Here is a 14,182-nt window from a genome sequence, read left to right on the forward strand (position 1 = left end):
AAAGGCAGTTTCCCCGGCCCTAACCCAGCCCGGCGGTGTCCGTCCAGCTAGCGGCCGAACCCGGTTGCGCACAAGGCGGCAGAACTCGCCGTCACGCCAATGACGTCCTTGTCGCCGACGCGCTCAACCGCGATTACATAGTCGGCGACCGAGCGCTTCTCGCCCTGCAGCGCCTCGAGCTTGCGGAGCTGGCTGATCGTCAACCGGTCGACCATGCGCCTGGCCATGCAATCGGCGTTGCTTTCGGACAGACCGGCATTGACCAGCGCCGCCTGGACGCGGTGCTCGGCGATCTTCTCGGCGCAGGCCGCCAAGAACAAGCGCCGGGGCGAGGAACAGCGCGACCAGGGCGAGAGCGCGGCGCATCAGTGCTGAAGCGCCTTGACGATGTCCTCGACCATCTTCTTGGCGTCTGCGAGCAGCATCATCGTCTGGTCCATATAGAACACCTCGTTGTCCACTCCGGCATAGCCGACGCCCGACATCGAGCGCTTGATGAACATGACCGTCTTGGCCTTCTCCACATCGAATACAGGCATGCCATAGATGGGCGATGAACGATCGGTCTTCGCGGCCGGATTGACCACGTCGTTGGCGCCGATGATGAAGGCAACGTCGGTCTGGGCGAACTCGCCCTGGATATCCTCGAGCTCGAATACCTCGTCGTAGGGGACGTTGGCCTCTGCCAGCAGCACGTTCATGTGGCCCGGCATGCGCCCGGCGACCGGATGGATCGCATATTTGACGCGGACGCCCTTGGCCTTGAGCAGATCGGCCATCTCGCGCAGCACGTGCTGCGCCTGGGCAACGGCCATGCCGTAGCCGGGGATGATGATGACCTGCTCGGCCTCGGAGAGCAGGAAGGCCGCATCCTCGGCCGAGCCGCGCTTCCACGGGCGCTCGATCTTCGTGCCATTGGCGCCGCTGCCGTTCTCGGTGCCGAAGCCGCCGGCGATCACCGAGACGAAGCTGCGGTTCATCGCCTTGCACATGATGTAGCTGAGGATCGCGCCCGAAGAGCCGACCAGCGCGCCGGTGATGATCATCGCCGTGTTGTGCAAGGTGAAGCCCATCGCCGCCGCGGCCCAGCCCGAATAGGAATTGAGCATCGAGACGACCACCGGCATGTCCGCGCCGCCGATCGGGATGATCAGCAGGAAGCCGATGAGGAAGGCCAGCCCGGTGATCAGCCAGAAGTCGATCGGCGATTGTGAATGCCAGAAGCCGAAGATGAAGAAGAAGATCGCCAGCAGGATCAGGCCGTTGATCGCGTGGCGCGCAGGCAGCAGGATCGGCGCGCCGCTCATGTTGCCGTTCAATTTGGCGAAAGCGATGATCGAACCCGAGAAGGTGATCGCGCCGATGGCGACGCCGAGGCCCATCTCGACGCGGCTCAGCGGGTCGATCACGCCGGGCGCGTCGAGGATGCCGAAAACCGCGGGATCGATATAGGCCGCCCAGCCGACGAGAACCGCTGCAAGGCCGACGAGGCTGTGGAAGGCCGCAACGAGCTGCGGCATCGCGGTCATCTGGATCTTGCGGGCGATGGTGAGGCCGATCGCGGCGCCGATAGCGATGGCGCCGATGACTTTGGCTAACTGGACAAAATCGATCGACCACGTCGAAAAACCGTCGTGGATTTGCAGGCTACCGCCCGGCGGATGCGTAACGAGAGTCGTGATTACCGCAATAGCCATCCCCGCCATGCCGAGCCGATTGCCCGTCCGCGCCGATGTCGGTCGCGACAGCCCGCGCAGGGCAAGGATGAACAGCACGCCCGCGACAAGGTAGGCAATCAGCGCCCAGTCGGGCAGTGCGGCACGCTCCATCCGTCTAGCGATCCTTCCGCTTGAACATCGCCAGCATCCGGGCGGTGACGGCGAAACCGCCGAAGATGTTGATGCTCGCCAGGACGATCGCGGCGAGGCCCAGCCAACTCGAGCCGATCCCGCTGGTCGAAGCCCCGGCGATCAGCGCACCGACGATGATCACCGAGGAGATCGCATTGGTCACGCTCATCAGCGGCGTGTGCAGCGCCGGTGTGACCGACCAGACGACGTAGTAGCCGACGAAACAGGCGAGGACGAAGATCGAGAAGACCGAGATGAAGTCCATATTGCTCCTAATCCTCCCCGGCACGGGGAGGGGAACCGTCCGCAGGACGGTGGAGGGGGCTCTCCGCCAATGCGACGATCGCCTGAGCAGCGTCCGCGGCATCAACCAGAACGCGCCGCGCCGAGACCCGGGTCACCCGATAGCCGATTTGCTCGATGAACTGTGCGCGACGCAGATCGTAGGCCGGTCTTTCGCCCATATCGTGCACGTCACCGTCGACCTCCACCGCCAACCGCAACTTCAGGCAACAGAAGTCGACGACGTAAGGCCCGATGGGATGCTGCCGGCGGAATATATGGCCGTTGGGGCGCAAGCGCAGCATTCGCCAGAGCGCGACTTCGGCAAGGCTTGGTGTCTTGCGGAGCTGGCGGGCGCGATAAACCACCCGGCGTTGTGCGGGAGGAAAGCCCCCTCCACCGCGCTTCGCGCGGTCCCCCTCCCCGTGCCGGGGAGGATCGGGCGCATCGCCGCTCACCCCGGCCTTTCGCCTGAAACCAAGCTTGAGCCACACGTCGCGGCGACGCCCAGCGTTATGAGTTGGCGAACCGTCACCGGCATCGCGCCTATGCGTGTCTCTCCGTTCGCCCGTTCCTCGAGGACGGCGAGACGCAAGCTCATCTGTGCGAGGCGATCAGACCGACTACGAAGACCGCGATAATGGCGACGGCGATCGCGCCATATTTGATCATGTTGATGAAGCCAGCGTAGGTTTCATTCGCCGCCTTCATGTCATTGCCCGATGCCATGCGATCCATCCTTGAATTGGGAATTGGTGTTTCAACTAGGCCTCTATCGCCCAGTTCGAATTCGCTCAAGCGCTTCCCCATCCATTTAGCCTTAATTCAGTCTTTACCCGATCGCGCTATCCCCGGCGAAACCTTGGGAATGGATTGCGCCAGGATCATGCCAGAGTTCGAGCAGCGTGTGCTCATGCTGATAGACGATGAGCCGGCCCAGTGCCGGTTGATCTCTGCGCTCGCCGCGCGCGAGGGCTGGCGCACGATCATTGCCCGCGATTCGGAAACCGCGATCGCCACGCTCGGCACGCGCCAGGGCATGCAGCTCGCCGCGATCATCCTCGACCAGTGGGTGCCCGGCGACGACGCCTGCGGGCTGATCGCCGAGCTCAAAGCCCGCCGCCCGGCCATGCCGATCCTCATGCTGACGACCAGCGCCTCGCCGCTGCTGGCGGTCGAAGCGATGCGCGCCGGCGCCACCGATTACCTGATCAAGCCCGTCGCGCCCGAACGCCTGATGGAAGCGCTGCGCAGCGCGACCCGGCGTGAAGCACCGCGCGACGAGCTCGCCCCGCTGACCGAGAAGATGCCCTCGAACCCCGATTTCGAGGCGATGATCGGCGCTGCATCCACCTTCCGCGCGGCGCTCGCCGTGGCGGCCAAGGCGGCGCGTGGCCACGCGCCCGTGCTGATCGAGGGCGAAAGCGGCACCGGCAAGGAAATGCTGATGCGCGCGGTTCATGCGGCGAGCCCGCGTTCGCGCATCCCGCTGCGAATCGTCAATGTCGGCAACATCCCGGCCAATTCGATCGAATCGCTGCTGTTCGGCCATGAGAAAGGCGCCTTCGCCGGTGCCTTCGAGCGGCAGATCGGCGCACTCCAGCAATGCGACGGCGGCACCCTGGCGATCGACGAGATCGACCGCCTGCCGCTGCAGATGCAGGAACGGCTCGTCGAATCGCTGACCCGCGGCGACGTCCGCCCGATCGGCGCGCCTTACAGCTTCAAGGTCGACGTCCGCCTGATCGCGGCCAGCAATCTGCCGCTCAAGGACATGGTCGCGGGCGGTCACTTCCTGCCCGAGCTGCTCCAGGCACTTTCGGCCACTACCGTCTCGCTGCCGCCGATGCGCGAACGGCCGGGCGACATGGCTGCGCTCTGCCGCCACTTCCTCGCACGCATCGGCGAACAGCCGGGCCTGCGCCAGCTCGGCATCACCGATGGCGCGCTTTCGCTGCTCGCCGCCTACGACTGGCCGGGCAACGTCCGCCAGCTCCAGGCCGTGCTGTTCCGCGCCGCCGTGTTCTGCGACGGCGACGCACTGACCGCCGAGGATTTCCCGCAGCTTTCGAACATGCTCGGTTCGGGCCAGAACCTCAACGCCGCTCCGGCGCCACCCGAAAGCTCGGGCGTGACGCTCTACACCCCCGACGGCAACCTGCGCCCGCTCGAAGAGATCGAGGCCGACGTCATCCGCCTTGCCATCGGGCTCTACCGCGGACGCATGACCGAAGTCGCCCGGCGCCTCGGCATCGGCCGCTCGACGCTCTACCGCAAGCTTTCCGAACTCGGCATCGACAACGCCGCCTGACCGGTCCTAACCTCGCCGCGAGGTGATGGAGAGGTCGGATGAAGGAAAGCAAGCGGCTCGCCGCGATCGAGGAAATCAAGCAGCTCAAGGCCAAGTACTGGCGCGGGGTCGATTCGGGAGACGGCAAGCTGGTGCGCTCGATCCTCGCCGAGGACTGCGTGCTCGACTACATGGGCTGCTGCACCGATCCGGTGACCGGCACCGACCACATGCCGCAGATGAACGTGGTCATGAGCGGCCGCGACGCCTGGCAGACCGACAACCTCGATCCCGGCGACGGTCCGCGGCTGGTCACGGTCCATCAGGGCCACCAGAGCGAGATCGAGATCACCGGCGACACCACCGCTACCGGCATCTGGGTCTTCAGCGACAGGTTCTTCATGCCCCCGGGCGCGCCGTTCGAGCGTCTGGTAGGTTATGGCCACTACCACGACACCTACGAGAAAGTGGGCGACACGTGGCTGCTCAAGACGACCCGTATTACCCGGCTGCGCGTCGAGACGACCTGAGGAGAACATCATGGCATATAGTGGAAGCTGTCACTGCGGCGCGGTGACCTTCACCGTCGAAGGCGATCCGCCGGCCGGCGCGATGTCGTGCAATTGCTCGCACTGCCGGCGCAAGGGCTTCCTGCTGAGCTTCGTGCCGGCCGAGCAGTTCAGGCTCGACAGCGGCGAGGACAGCCTCGTCACCTATACCTTCAACAAGCACGCGATCGCGCACCGCTTCTGCAAGACCTGCGGTGCCCAGCCTTTCGCCGAGGGCGAGAACGGCGGCGTGAAGATGCGCGGGATCAACCTGCGCTGCGTGCCCGACATCGACCTCGACGCGCTGACCATCCAGCAGGTCGACGGGGCGAGCCACTGACATGAGCGATCACAGGGCGGACTTCGCCGGTCGCACTGCGCTGATCACCGGCGCCGCCTCGGGAATCGGCGCCGAAGTGGCGCGCTGGCTCGACGTGCGCGGCATCGCCGAGCTGGTGCTGGTCGATATCGACGCGGCCGGGCTGGAGGCGCTGGAACTGACCTGCCAGGTACGGCGGCACGTCGGCGATGTCGGCGATCCCGCGCTATGGGACGATATCGAAGCCGGCATCACGCGGCTCGATCATGCGCTGATCAATGCCGGCGTAGCCAATGGCGCGCCGCTAGCCGAGTTCGACTTCGCCGAATGGCGGCGGATCATGTCGATCAATCTCGACGGCGCTTTCCTCGGCCTGCGCGCTGCGCTTCGGGCGATGAAGCGCTCGGGCGGCAAGAGCGTGGTCCTGACCAGCTCTGTCGTCGGTGAGAAAGCGGTCGCCCACACTGGTGCCTACGGAGTGAGCAAGGCGGGAGTCGGTCATCTGGCGAAGATCGCCGCGGCCGAGCACCTGGCCGACGGCATTCGGATCAACGCTGTCGCGCCCGGTCGGGTCGATACGCCGATCTGGACCAAGACCGACCATTTCCGCGCGCTCGAAGCGGATCTCGGCCGCGAAGCCGCGCTGCGGACGCTGGGCAACCAGGTCGGCGGCGACCACGCCTTCACCAGCGCCACCGAAATCGCCGGCCAGATCGGTTTCCTGTTGTCCGACGAATGCGCCAACATCACCGGCCAGGTGCTGGTCAGTGACGGCGGCTACAGCATCTAGGCTGCCCTGGCTCTAGAGAGGGGGCAACTGCGCAAAGTCGGTCAATGCCGCATCACGAAGACCGCGCCAGACGCGCACGGCCTGGACTGTCTCGGCGACATCGTGGACGCGCAGCAGTTGCACGCCGGCATCGAGCGCCTTGAGCGCCAAGGTCAGCGAGCCGCCGAGCCGCTCGTGTGCCGGCGCCTCGTTCGACAACGCGCCGATCATCCGCTTGCGGCTGACCCCGACCATCAAGGGCTGGCCGAGCGCATGGAACAGCGGCAGGGCGTTGAGCAGCGCGAGATTGTCGGCGATCGACTTGCCGAAGCCGATGCCCGGATCGAGCACGATCTTCTCGCGCCCCACGCCCGCGGCGATGGCGGCATTCCGGCGCGCGGCGAGCCAGTCGAACACGTCGAGCACGACATCCTGATAGGCGCCGCCCGAATGCAGATCCTCACCCTCGCCCGGCGCGTGCATCAGCACGACGGGCGCACCCGAGCGGGCGGCCGTTTCCAGGCTGCGCGGATCGTGGCGCAGCGCCGAGACGTCGTTGATGACCTGCGCACCCGCAGCAAGCGCAGCTTCCATCACCGCCGCGCGGCGGGTGTCGATGCTGATCGCGGCGCCCATGGCGGCGAGCCGCTCGACCGCAGGGATCACGCGCTTGATCTCGTCGCCTTCCCAGACCGCCGCCGCGCCGGGCCGCGTCGATTCCCCGCCAACGTCGATCATCGCCGCACCCGCTTCGAGCATCGCCGCCGAATGCGCATTGGCGACTTGGGGATCGTCGAGGAACTGGCCGCCGTCGGAGAAGCTGTCGGGCGTGACATTGAGGATGCCCACGACTTGCGGCTGATCGAGCCGGATCGTCCGCGCGCCGCATTGGAGCGGAGCGGGGGTCTGCTTCAAGGCTTCCCACTGCACCTGAGCTTCCTCAGGCAAATTTCTGATTTCGCGAACTGAAAACCGTTCGCGCGAGACAATCCTACCCTCCCGCCGCTCTATCAGCGCGAAGCGGCTGGCATAGGCCATGCCGCCGGCCAGTCGCACCGCCTCGCCTTCCTCGCTCTGCGGGCTTTCGGCGAGGGCAATCGGGCGGAGGTAGAATGTCATCTCAGGGTTCGGTCGCGAGCAGGTAGAGCTGCCGCACGGCGTCAATCGGCTTCACCTGGCCCTCGTGCTCGATATGCCAGAACGTCCAGCCGTTGCACGACGGCGCACCCTGGAGCTTGGCGCCGAGGCCGTGAATCGAGCCCGTCTCCCCGGTCGCACAGGCAAGCGAACCATCGGTGCGTACCGAGGCCTGCATTCTGCCCTTCTTATCGGTCAGAACCGCGCCCGGCGCGATCCAGCCGGTCTCGATCAAAGTGCCGAAGGCGACCTTGGGTGCGGCCTTGGCGCTCTGCATCGTGGTCAGCGCGCTCTCGTCGAGCGGCAGCGCCAGTTCGATACGTTCCATGGCGACCTCGCGGTAGCCCTCCTCGCGCTCGCAGCCGATCCAGTGGCGGCCGAGGCGCTTGGCAACGGCGCCGGTCGTCCCGGTCCCGAAGAACGGGTCGAGCACAACGTCGCCCTTGTTGGTGGTCGCCAGCATCACGCGGTAGAGCAACGCTTCGGGCTTCTGCGTCGGGTGCGCCTTGGCCCCATCCCGCTTGAGCCTTTCGGGGCCGCTGCAGATCGGCAGGACCCAGTCAGAACGCATCTGAAGTTCGTCATTCAAGGTCTTCATAGTGCGATAATTGAAGGTGTACTTCGCCTTCTCGCCCATGCCCGCCCAGATCAATGTCTCGTGGGCATTCGTGAAGCGCGTACCCTTGAAATTGGGCATCGGGTTGGCCTTGCGCCAGACGATGTCGTTGAGGATCCAGAAGCCCAGGTCCTGCAGGATCGCACCGACGCGGAAGATGTTGTGGTACGAGCCGATCACCCAGAGCGAGCCGTTCGGCTTGAGCACGCGGCGCGCCTCGGCCAGCCATTCGCGGGTGAAGCGGTCGTAAGTAGCGAAGCTGTCGAACTTGTCCCAGTCGTTGGTGACCGCGTCGACATGGCTGCCGTCGGGGCGATTGAGATCGCCGCCGAGTTGGAGATTGTAGGGCGGATCAGCGAAGACCATGTCGACCGAAGCCGACGGCAAGCTGCGCATCGCCTCGATGCAGTCGCCCGAAAGGATCTGCCCCAGCGGCAGAATCTGCTCGCTCGCAGCCCTGTCCGCGGCGCGCGCGCGCACCCGTTCCTTTACCGCCACTTGCACCATGATGCTCGCCAAAACCCCCGTAATTGCATCCTAGGGTGAGTCCTCGCGGAGTCCGCGTCAAGCTGCGACTCCTCGGGAATCCTAGGTTACCATGGTTAACACCACGTCAACGAAGGGGAGAACGGAGCAAGCCCGGCACAGCATGTTGAGTCCCGACCGGCAACGGGGACTCGATATCTAGTGGGTGTGGCGGGACGGACTCGGCGGCGAAAAAAATATTTTCCGGCAGACCGTTTTCGACGAGCGACCAGCCGTTCAGGCGGGAGGCAGCCCCGGATCGATGCCCGTCTTGGCCACCGACACGTCCCAGAGCCGGCGCGCGAGTTCGGGATCGCTCGCGGCCTTGGTCCGCCTGGCCTTGCCCGAAGCGCCGCGCATCTCGCCCATGCTTTGCGGACCGTAGTAGCCGCCCGGCTCGGCATCGGCCGCGGTGGCCGCCTCGAGCGCCGGCCAGGCGCCCTGGGCGGCAGTGTTGAGCAGCATGCCGAACAGCGGCGTGAACACGCGGAACGGGCCGGCATGGCGCATCAACTCGGTCGCGGCGACGCCGGGATGGCAGCCGATCGCAGTCACCGGCGATCCCGCCGCGCGCAACCGCCGGTCGAGCTCGGCGAAATGGAGCATATTGGCGAGCTTGCTGTCCGAATAGCGCTGCGTGCGGTTGTAGCCCCTTTCCGCGTCGAGATCGTCCCACTGGATGTTGCCGCGGTTGTGCGCGAGGCTGGCGGTGACGACCACGCGCGATCCAGCGGTCTCAGCGAGCTTGGGAAGCAGGAGCGACGTCAGCGCGAAAGTGCCGAGGTGGTTGACCCCGAACTGCAGCTCGAAGCCTTGTTTCGTCCGGGTCAGCGGCGGGAACATGACGCCGGCGTTGTTGAGCAGCACGTCGAGGCGCGGCTCCTGTGCAGCCAGCTCGGCGGCGCGGCGCACCGAAGCGAGGTCTGCCTGGTCGAGCGGCAGGAAGGCGAGGTTGGCGTTCGGCGCCGTCTCGCGGATTGCCGACATCGCGGCCAGCGCCTTGCCCTCGTCACGGCAGCCGAGCAGCACCCGCGCGCCCTTCTCCGCCAGCACTTTCGCGGCTTCGAAGCCGATGCCGGTATTCGCGCCGGTGACGATGAAGGTCTTGCCCGACTGGTCGGGAACGTCAGCGGCGGTGAACCCGCTCACAGCGACATCTCCAACTGCGCGACCGGCGCGAAGCTGCGGCGGTGGTGCGGGGTCGGGCCGTGGAGGCGCAACGCGGCCAGGTGCTCGGGCGTGCCATAGCCGGCATTGCGGTCCCAGCCATAGTGCGGATGCTGCCCCGCGAGATCGCGCATCAGCCGGTCGCGGTGTTCCTTGGCGATGATCGAGGCGGCGGAAATGCACGGCTCGATGGCGTCGCCGCCGACGATCGGCCGCGCTCGCCAGCGCCAGCCGGAATTGCGACCGGCCGGCGTCAGGTTTCCGTCGATCAGCACCTCGGCGGGGTCCTCCCCAACTCGCGACACAGCGCCTCGACCGCCAGGGTCATCGCCGCCATGGTCGCACCGAAGATGTTGAGCCGGTCGATCTCGTCGACCTCGACCACGCCCACGGCCCAGCGGCAGCGCCGCTTGATCACGCTCTCCAGCTCGGCCCGCCGCTCACGGCTGAGCTTCTTGGAATCGTCGAGCCCGCTCGGCCGCGGCTTGCACAGCAGCACGGCGCCGGCAACGACCGGCCCGGCCAGCGGCCCGCGCCCGGCCTCGTCGACGCCGATCACCAGACCAGTGGTACCAACGCGGATTCTATGCGTTATTGCGGGCATGCGACTCTCATCGGTGGTCACCGCGATATCCCCCGTCATGCTGGCGCTCGCAAGCTGCGGTGCGGCGGCTTCGGGGGATAAGCCGGCCGCTGCGCGAGCCAACGGCGACTTCACCGTGGCCAGCATCGCCGAGTTCGAAGAGCCCTGGGCCATGGCCTTCCTCCCGGGCACGCCGCTGGCGCTGATCACCGAGCGCAAGGGCCGGCTCAAGCTGTGGCAGGAAGGCGGCGAGGTGCGCGAGGTCGATGGCGTGCCCCCCGTCGCCTATCAGGGCCAGGGCGGGCTCGGCGACGTCGCCTTGGCGCCGGACTTCGCGACCAGCGGCTTGGTCTATCTGACCTGGGCCGAGGCTGGACAAGGCGACACCCGCGGCGCGGCGCTCGGCCGCGCGAAACTGGTGCTCGACGGCGCGCCGAAGCTCGAAGGGCTGCAGGTGATCTGGCGTCAGGAGCCCAAGGTGACCGGCGCCGGCCACTATTCGCACCGCATCGCCTTCTCGCCCGACGGCAAGTACCTGTTCCTGTCCTCGGGCGAACGGCAGAAGTTCGCCCCCGCCCAGGCGCTCGACACCAATCTCGGCAAGATCCTGCGTCTCACGCTCGACGGCAAGCCGGCGCCGGGCAATCCGTTCTCGGGCGACACGAAAGCTGGCCCCGTCACTGCGCAGATCTGGACCTACGGCCACCGCAACGTGCTCGGCCTCAAGTTCGACGCCAGCGGGCGGCTATGGGACCTGGAGCACGGCCCCAAGGGCGGCGACAAGCTCAATCTCGTCGAGCCCGGGCACAATTACGGCTGGCCGCTGGTGTCGGACGGCGACAATTACGACGGCACGCCGATCCCGCGCAATTCGACGCAGCCCGACCTCGCCCAGCCCGCAATTAGCTGGAACCCCGTGATCGCACCGGGCGATTTCATCTTCTATCGCGGCAACCAGTTCCCGGCATGGCGCGGCCAGGCGATCATCGCGGCGATGCAGCCCGCCGCCATCGTCCGCGTCTCCATAGATGGCGACAAGGCCCGCGAAGTCGCGCGCTACCAGATGACGCACCGCATCCGCGAGATCGTCGAGCGCGAGGACGGCTCGATCTGGCTGCTCGAAGACGGCAAGGAAAACGGCGCCGGACACCTGCTGCGTCTGGCGCCCGTCCGAAAGTAGCATGACGACAGCGTAAATTCGGTCGACAAGCCGGGCGCGCGACCCTATCGGCGCGGCGCCCATGGCCAATATCATTCCCCTTCCCGAGGTCGACTCCGCGCTGATCGAGCAGTTGCTCGACCGCGCCTTCGAGCCCGAACGCCACAAGCGCACCGCATACAAGGTGCGCGAGGGGACTGACTGGCTACCCGGGCTGAGCTTCGCCGCTCTCGACGAGAACGACCTGCTGGCGGGCACGATCCAGTGCTGGCCCGTGGCCCTGACCGATCCGAGTGGCCGCCGCCATCCGCTGGTCATGGTAGGCCCAGTCGCCGTCCTGCCCGAGCACCAGGGCCGCGGCTTCGGCAAGGCGCTGATGGTGGCGAGCCTCGGCGCGCTGAGCCCCGAGGCACCGCTGCCGCAGGTGATGATCGGCGATCCCGAATATTACGGCCGCTTCTGGGGCTTCACCAACGAACACAGCACCGGCTGGGACCTTCCCGGCCCCTTCGAACAGCGTCGCCTGCTGGTCCGCTGCGACAACCCTGCGGTCCTCCCCAAGCAAGGCATGCTCGGGCCTTGGCGTAGCTGACCCGATCTGGCAGGGCATGCCGATGCCCTACGAGCCGCCCCCCCAGCTTGCCGGCCTGTCGCTCGCCGAAATCGCCGAGCTGGTCGCGGCGCGCAAGCTACCCCCGGTCGACCAGTGGAGCCCCGAGCGCAGCGGCGACAGCCTGATGCGTATCGCCGCCGACGGGCGCTGGTATCACGACGGCGGCGAGATCACCCGCCCGGCGATGGTCCGCGCTTTCGCCTCGCTGCTGCTGCGTGACGAGGCCGGGCAGCACTGGCTGGTGACGCCGCAGGAAAAGCTCTCGATCGAAGTCGAGGACGCCGCCTTCATCGCGATCGACGTCAAGCAGGATGGCGACGCGCTGGCATTCCGACTCAACACCGACGACCTCGTCATCGCCGGCGCCGAACACCCTATCCGGGTGGCGGGCGATCCTGACGTGCCGGCAATCTACCTCGGCGTGCGACAGGGCGCCGAAGCTCGACTCAATCGCAGTACCTATACCCAACTGGTTGATATTGCGCTTGAAAGAGGCGATCTTTCCGTTACGAGCCAGGACATGACATTCTCACTGGTGCCCGCATGAGCACGGTGTTCGACCGGGTTTCGCAACTCTATCGCGAAGGCCAGGACAGCGAACCGCCCGCGCTGTTCACCGACCAGCGGCTCGAGGGCATAACCGAGTTTCGCAGCGCCGCGGTGCTTATAGCCTTCACCGAGCGCGCCGAGGGGCCGGGCATCCTCCTGCTCCACCGCCCTTCCACCATGCGCTCGCATCCGGGCCAGATCGCTTTTCCCGGTGGCTCTATCGATCCCGGCGAAACGCCGATCGAGGCCGCGCTGCGCGAGACCTGGGAAGAACTCGGCATCCATCAGCGCAACGTGCGCGTGATCGGCTCGGGCGACGTCTACCACACCCATTCGGGCTTCGAGATCACGCCGGTGATCGGCGTCGTGCCCGCAGACATCGAGATCAATCCCAATCCCACCGAAGTCGCGCAGTGGTTCGAGGCGCCGGCGAGCTTCCTGCTCGATCCGGCCAACCACAAGCAGCAGTGGGTCGAATGGGAAGGTGCGATGCGCGCCTATTACGAGATCAACTGGCAGGGGCACCAGACCTGGGGGATCACCGCGGCAATCATCGTCAACCTCTCGCGCCGGCTGCGCTGGCATGGCTGAGCGCCTGCCCGAAGCCGAATGGACGCAGCGCGCCGAGCTTGCCGAGCTGATCGCGGCGCTGGGCACCGGCAATGCGCGCTATGTCGGCGGCGCAGTGCGCGACACGCTGCTGGGGCTTGCGGTCAAGGATATCGACCTTGCGACGACCTTGCTGCCTGAAGTGGTCATGGAGAAGCTGAATGCCGCTGGCATCCGCGCCGTGCCCACCGGGATCGATCACGGCACGGTCACCGCGGTGCTCCACGGCGGCCCGGTCGAGATCACGACCTTGCGTCATGACGTCAGCACCGACGGCCGCCGCGCCACGGTGGCCTTCGCCGAGGATTGGCGCGAGGACGCAGCCCGGCGCGATTTCACGATCAACGCGCTCTATGCCGATCCGGCTACGGGCGAGATCTTCGACTATTTCGGCGGCCTCGCCGACCTCGCGGCGCGGCGCGTGCGCTTCATCGGCGACGCGCGCCAGCGCATCCGCGAGGACCATCTGCGCATCCTGCGCTATTTCCGCTTCCAGGCGCGGTTCGGCTCGGAGCCCGCCAATGCCGAGTCCGAAAGCGCCTGCGCCGAATTGGCCGCGACGCTCAAGGGCTTATCGCGCGAGCGGATCGGCATGGAATTCCTCAACCTGCTGAGCCTGCCCGACCCCGCCCCGACCATTGCGCGGATGAAGGAACTCGGCGTGCTCGACGTCATCCTGCCCAAGGCCGATATCGAAGCGCTCGCCCGGCTGGCCGCCGAGGAACAGCGCCAGGGCGCCGCGCCCGATCCGATCCGGCACCTCGCCGCGCTGCTGCCGCCCGAACCGTCCTTTGCCGCAGAGGTCGCCGCGCGCTTCCGCCTATCGGGCGCGCAGAAGAAGCGGCTGGTCCAGGCCGCCGAGCGCGTCAGCGGCCCCAAGGACGCCCATGCCCTCGCCTACCACCTCGGCTATCAGGAAGCGGTGGACTGGCTGCTGCTCGAAGGCGGCGAGATCGCGCCGCTGGTCGGCTGGGAAATCCCGGTCTTTCCGCTCAAGGGGGGCGCCATCGTCGCGCGCGGGGTCACCGCCGGGCCCGAGGTCGCACGGATCCTGCTGATGATCGAGGCGCACTGGGTCCACGAGGGTTTCCCCGGCCCCGAGCGCGTGCAGGAGCTGCTCGACGAGGCGCTGCACCAGTGACCCGCTCAGCGGCCAGCAAGCTGGA

Annotated in this window: 17 protein-coding genes and 1 pseudogene; 9 read left to right on the forward strand and 9 right to left on the reverse strand. The window is 66.8% G+C overall.

What is annotated here, in order from left to right:
* Positions 1-47: 47 nt before the first annotated feature.
* From KRR38_RS10190 to KRR38_RS10210, 5 genes are all read right to left on the reverse strand, one after another.
* Entirely contained in the window at positions 48-314 is a 267-nt protein-coding gene (locus KRR38_RS10190) for a hypothetical protein (protein WP_217401115.1), read from the reverse strand.
* Between the two features lie 51 nt (positions 315-365).
* Positions 366-1,829: an NAD(P)(+) transhydrogenase (Re/Si-specific) subunit beta gene (locus tag KRR38_RS10195; RefSeq protein ID WP_217401117.1), complete on the reverse strand. Its 1,464-nt coding sequence runs from the start codon at positions 1,827-1,829 to the stop codon at positions 366-368.
* Between the two features lie 4 nt (positions 1,830-1,833).
* Positions 1,834-2,115, reverse strand: a complete 282-nt coding sequence (locus KRR38_RS10200; protein ID WP_217401118.1) for a proton-translocating transhydrogenase family protein — start codon at positions 2,113-2,115, stop codon at positions 1,834-1,836.
* A 7-nt stretch (positions 2,116-2,122) separates the two neighbouring features.
* Complete coding sequence (locus tag KRR38_RS10205; protein WP_309141013.1) at positions 2,123-2,626, reverse strand: endonuclease domain-containing protein; 504 nt, start codon at positions 2,624-2,626, stop codon at positions 2,123-2,125.
* A gap of 103 nt (positions 2,627-2,729) precedes the next feature.
* The gene (locus KRR38_RS10210) at positions 2,730-2,930 is read right to left on the reverse strand and encodes an aa3-type cytochrome c oxidase subunit IV (protein ID WP_254514734.1); all 201 of its coding nucleotides are present in this window, start codon (positions 2,928-2,930) and stop codon (positions 2,730-2,732) included.
* Positions 2,931-3,018: 88 nt separating this feature from the next.
* On the opposite strand from KRR38_RS10210, the gene KRR38_RS10215 reads away from it, so the two are divergent.
* The 4 genes from KRR38_RS10215 to KRR38_RS10230 are packed head-to-tail and all read left to right on the forward strand — an operon-like array spanning position 3,019 to position 6,079.
* Complete coding sequence (locus tag KRR38_RS10215; RefSeq protein WP_217401120.1) at positions 3,019-4,443, forward strand: sigma-54 dependent transcriptional regulator; 1,425 nt, start codon at positions 3,019-3,021, stop codon at positions 4,441-4,443.
* A 38-nt stretch (positions 4,444-4,481) separates the two neighbouring features.
* The gene (locus KRR38_RS10220; RefSeq protein WP_217401122.1) at positions 4,482-4,952 is read left to right on the forward strand and encodes a nuclear transport factor 2 family protein; all 471 of its coding nucleotides are present in this window, start codon (positions 4,482-4,484) and stop codon (positions 4,950-4,952) included.
* A 10-nt stretch (positions 4,953-4,962) separates the two neighbouring features.
* A complete protein-coding gene (locus tag KRR38_RS10225) occupies positions 4,963-5,310 on the forward strand; it encodes a GFA family protein (protein WP_217401124.1) in 348 nt (115 codons plus the stop codon).
* Position 5,311: 1 nt separating this feature from the next.
* The gene (locus KRR38_RS10230) at positions 5,312-6,079 is read left to right on the forward strand and encodes an SDR family NAD(P)-dependent oxidoreductase (protein ID WP_217401126.1); all 768 of its coding nucleotides are present in this window, start codon (positions 5,312-5,314) and stop codon (positions 6,077-6,079) included.
* A gap of 12 nt (positions 6,080-6,091) precedes the next feature.
* On the opposite strand, the gene folP is transcribed toward KRR38_RS10230, so the two are convergent.
* From folP to KRR38_RS10250, 4 genes and pseudogenes are all read right to left on the reverse strand, one after another.
* Complete coding sequence (gene folP, locus KRR38_RS10235) at positions 6,092-7,177, reverse strand: dihydropteroate synthase (RefSeq protein ID WP_217401128.1); 1,086 nt, start codon at positions 7,175-7,177, stop codon at positions 6,092-6,094.
* Between the two features lies 1 nt (position 7,178).
* A complete protein-coding gene (locus tag KRR38_RS10240) occupies positions 7,179-8,318 on the reverse strand; it encodes a site-specific DNA-methyltransferase (protein WP_217401130.1) in 1,140 nt (379 codons plus the stop codon).
* Positions 8,319-8,573: 255 nt separating this feature from the next.
* Positions 8,574-9,485 carry an oxidoreductase gene (locus KRR38_RS10245; protein WP_217401132.1) on the reverse strand — a complete coding sequence of 304 codons (912 nt, stop codon included), beginning with the start codon at positions 9,483-9,485 and terminating at the stop codon, positions 8,574-8,576.
* Positions 9,482-10,107, reverse strand: a pseudogene (locus tag KRR38_RS10250) (ribonuclease HII). The gene KRR38_RS10245 and the pseudogene KRR38_RS10250 overlap by 4 nt, the downstream one beginning before the upstream one ends.
* Here KRR38_RS10250 and KRR38_RS10255 point away from each other — a divergent pair.
* The 5 genes from KRR38_RS10255 (at position 10,106) to KRR38_RS10275 (ending at position 14,157) form a co-directional block, all read left to right on the forward strand.
* Positions 10,106-11,266: a PQQ-dependent sugar dehydrogenase gene (locus KRR38_RS10255; RefSeq protein WP_217401134.1), complete on the forward strand. Its 1,161-nt coding sequence runs from the start codon at positions 10,106-10,108 to the stop codon at positions 11,264-11,266. The pseudogene KRR38_RS10250 and the gene KRR38_RS10255 sit on opposite strands and share 2 nt — an antisense overlap.
* A 61-nt stretch (positions 11,267-11,327) precedes the next feature.
* Entirely contained in the window at positions 11,328-11,837 is a 510-nt protein-coding gene (locus tag KRR38_RS10260) for a GNAT family N-acetyltransferase (protein ID WP_217401137.1), read from the forward strand.
* Between the two features lie 22 nt (positions 11,838-11,859).
* Complete coding sequence (locus KRR38_RS10265; RefSeq protein ID WP_217401139.1) at positions 11,860-12,405, forward strand: DUF1285 domain-containing protein; 546 nt, start codon at positions 11,860-11,862, stop codon at positions 12,403-12,405.
* Positions 12,402-12,998, forward strand: coding sequence for a CoA pyrophosphatase (locus KRR38_RS10270; protein WP_217401141.1), 597 nt, complete (start codon positions 12,402-12,404; stop codon positions 12,996-12,998). The genes KRR38_RS10265 and KRR38_RS10270 overlap by 4 nt, the downstream gene beginning before the upstream one ends.
* Positions 12,991-14,157 (forward strand): CCA tRNA nucleotidyltransferase, encoded by a 1,167-nt coding sequence (locus KRR38_RS10275; protein WP_217401143.1) that lies wholly within the window; start codon positions 12,991-12,993, stop codon positions 14,155-14,157. Before KRR38_RS10270 ends, KRR38_RS10275 begins: the two co-directional genes overlap by 8 nt.
* Positions 14,158-14,182 lie beyond the last annotated feature (25 nt).

This window comes from Novosphingobium sp. G106, assembly GCF_019075875.1.
In the GTDB taxonomy this organism is placed as follows: Bacteria; Pseudomonadota; Alphaproteobacteria; order Sphingomonadales; family Sphingomonadaceae; genus Novosphingobium.

Bases quoted from the DNA above. Each gene is read 5' to 3' on its own strand.
- KRR38_RS10195 (WP_217401117.1), bottom strand. From the start codon at position 1,829: ATGGAGCGTGCCGCACTGCCCGACTGGGCGCTGATTGCCTACCTTGTC.
- KRR38_RS10200 (WP_217401118.1), bottom strand. From the start codon at position 2,115: ATGGACTTCATCTCGGTCTTCTCGATCTTCGTCCTCGCCTGTTTCGTC.
- KRR38_RS10215 (WP_217401120.1), top strand. From the start codon at position 3,019: ATGCCAGAGTTCGAGCAGCGTGTGCTCATGCTGATAGACGATGAGCCG.
- KRR38_RS10220 (WP_217401122.1), top strand. From the start codon at position 4,482: ATGAAGGAAAGCAAGCGGCTCGCCGCGATCGAGGAAATCAAGCAGCTC.
- KRR38_RS10225 (WP_217401124.1), top strand. From the start codon at position 4,963: ATGGCATATAGTGGAAGCTGTCACTGCGGCGCGGTGACCTTCACCGTC.
- KRR38_RS10230 (WP_217401126.1), top strand. From the start codon at position 5,312: ATGAGCGATCACAGGGCGGACTTCGCCGGTCGCACTGCGCTGATCACC.
- folP (WP_217401128.1), bottom strand. From the start codon at position 7,177: ATGACATTCTACCTCCGCCCGATTGCCCTCGCCGAAAGCCCGCAGAGC.
- KRR38_RS10240 (WP_217401130.1), bottom strand. From the start codon at position 8,318: ATGGTGCAAGTGGCGGTAAAGGAACGGGTGCGCGCGCGCGCCGCGGAC.
- KRR38_RS10255 (WP_217401134.1), top strand. From the start codon at position 10,106: ATGCGACTCTCATCGGTGGTCACCGCGATATCCCCCGTCATGCTGGCG.
- KRR38_RS10260 (WP_217401137.1), top strand. From the start codon at position 11,328: ATGGCCAATATCATTCCCCTTCCCGAGGTCGACTCCGCGCTGATCGAG.
- KRR38_RS10265 (WP_217401139.1), top strand. From the start codon at position 11,860: ATGCCCTACGAGCCGCCCCCCCAGCTTGCCGGCCTGTCGCTCGCCGAA.
- KRR38_RS10270 (WP_217401141.1), top strand. From the start codon at position 12,402: ATGAGCACGGTGTTCGACCGGGTTTCGCAACTCTATCGCGAAGGCCAG.
- KRR38_RS10275 (WP_217401143.1), top strand. From the start codon at position 12,991: ATGGCTGAGCGCCTGCCCGAAGCCGAATGGACGCAGCGCGCCGAGCTT.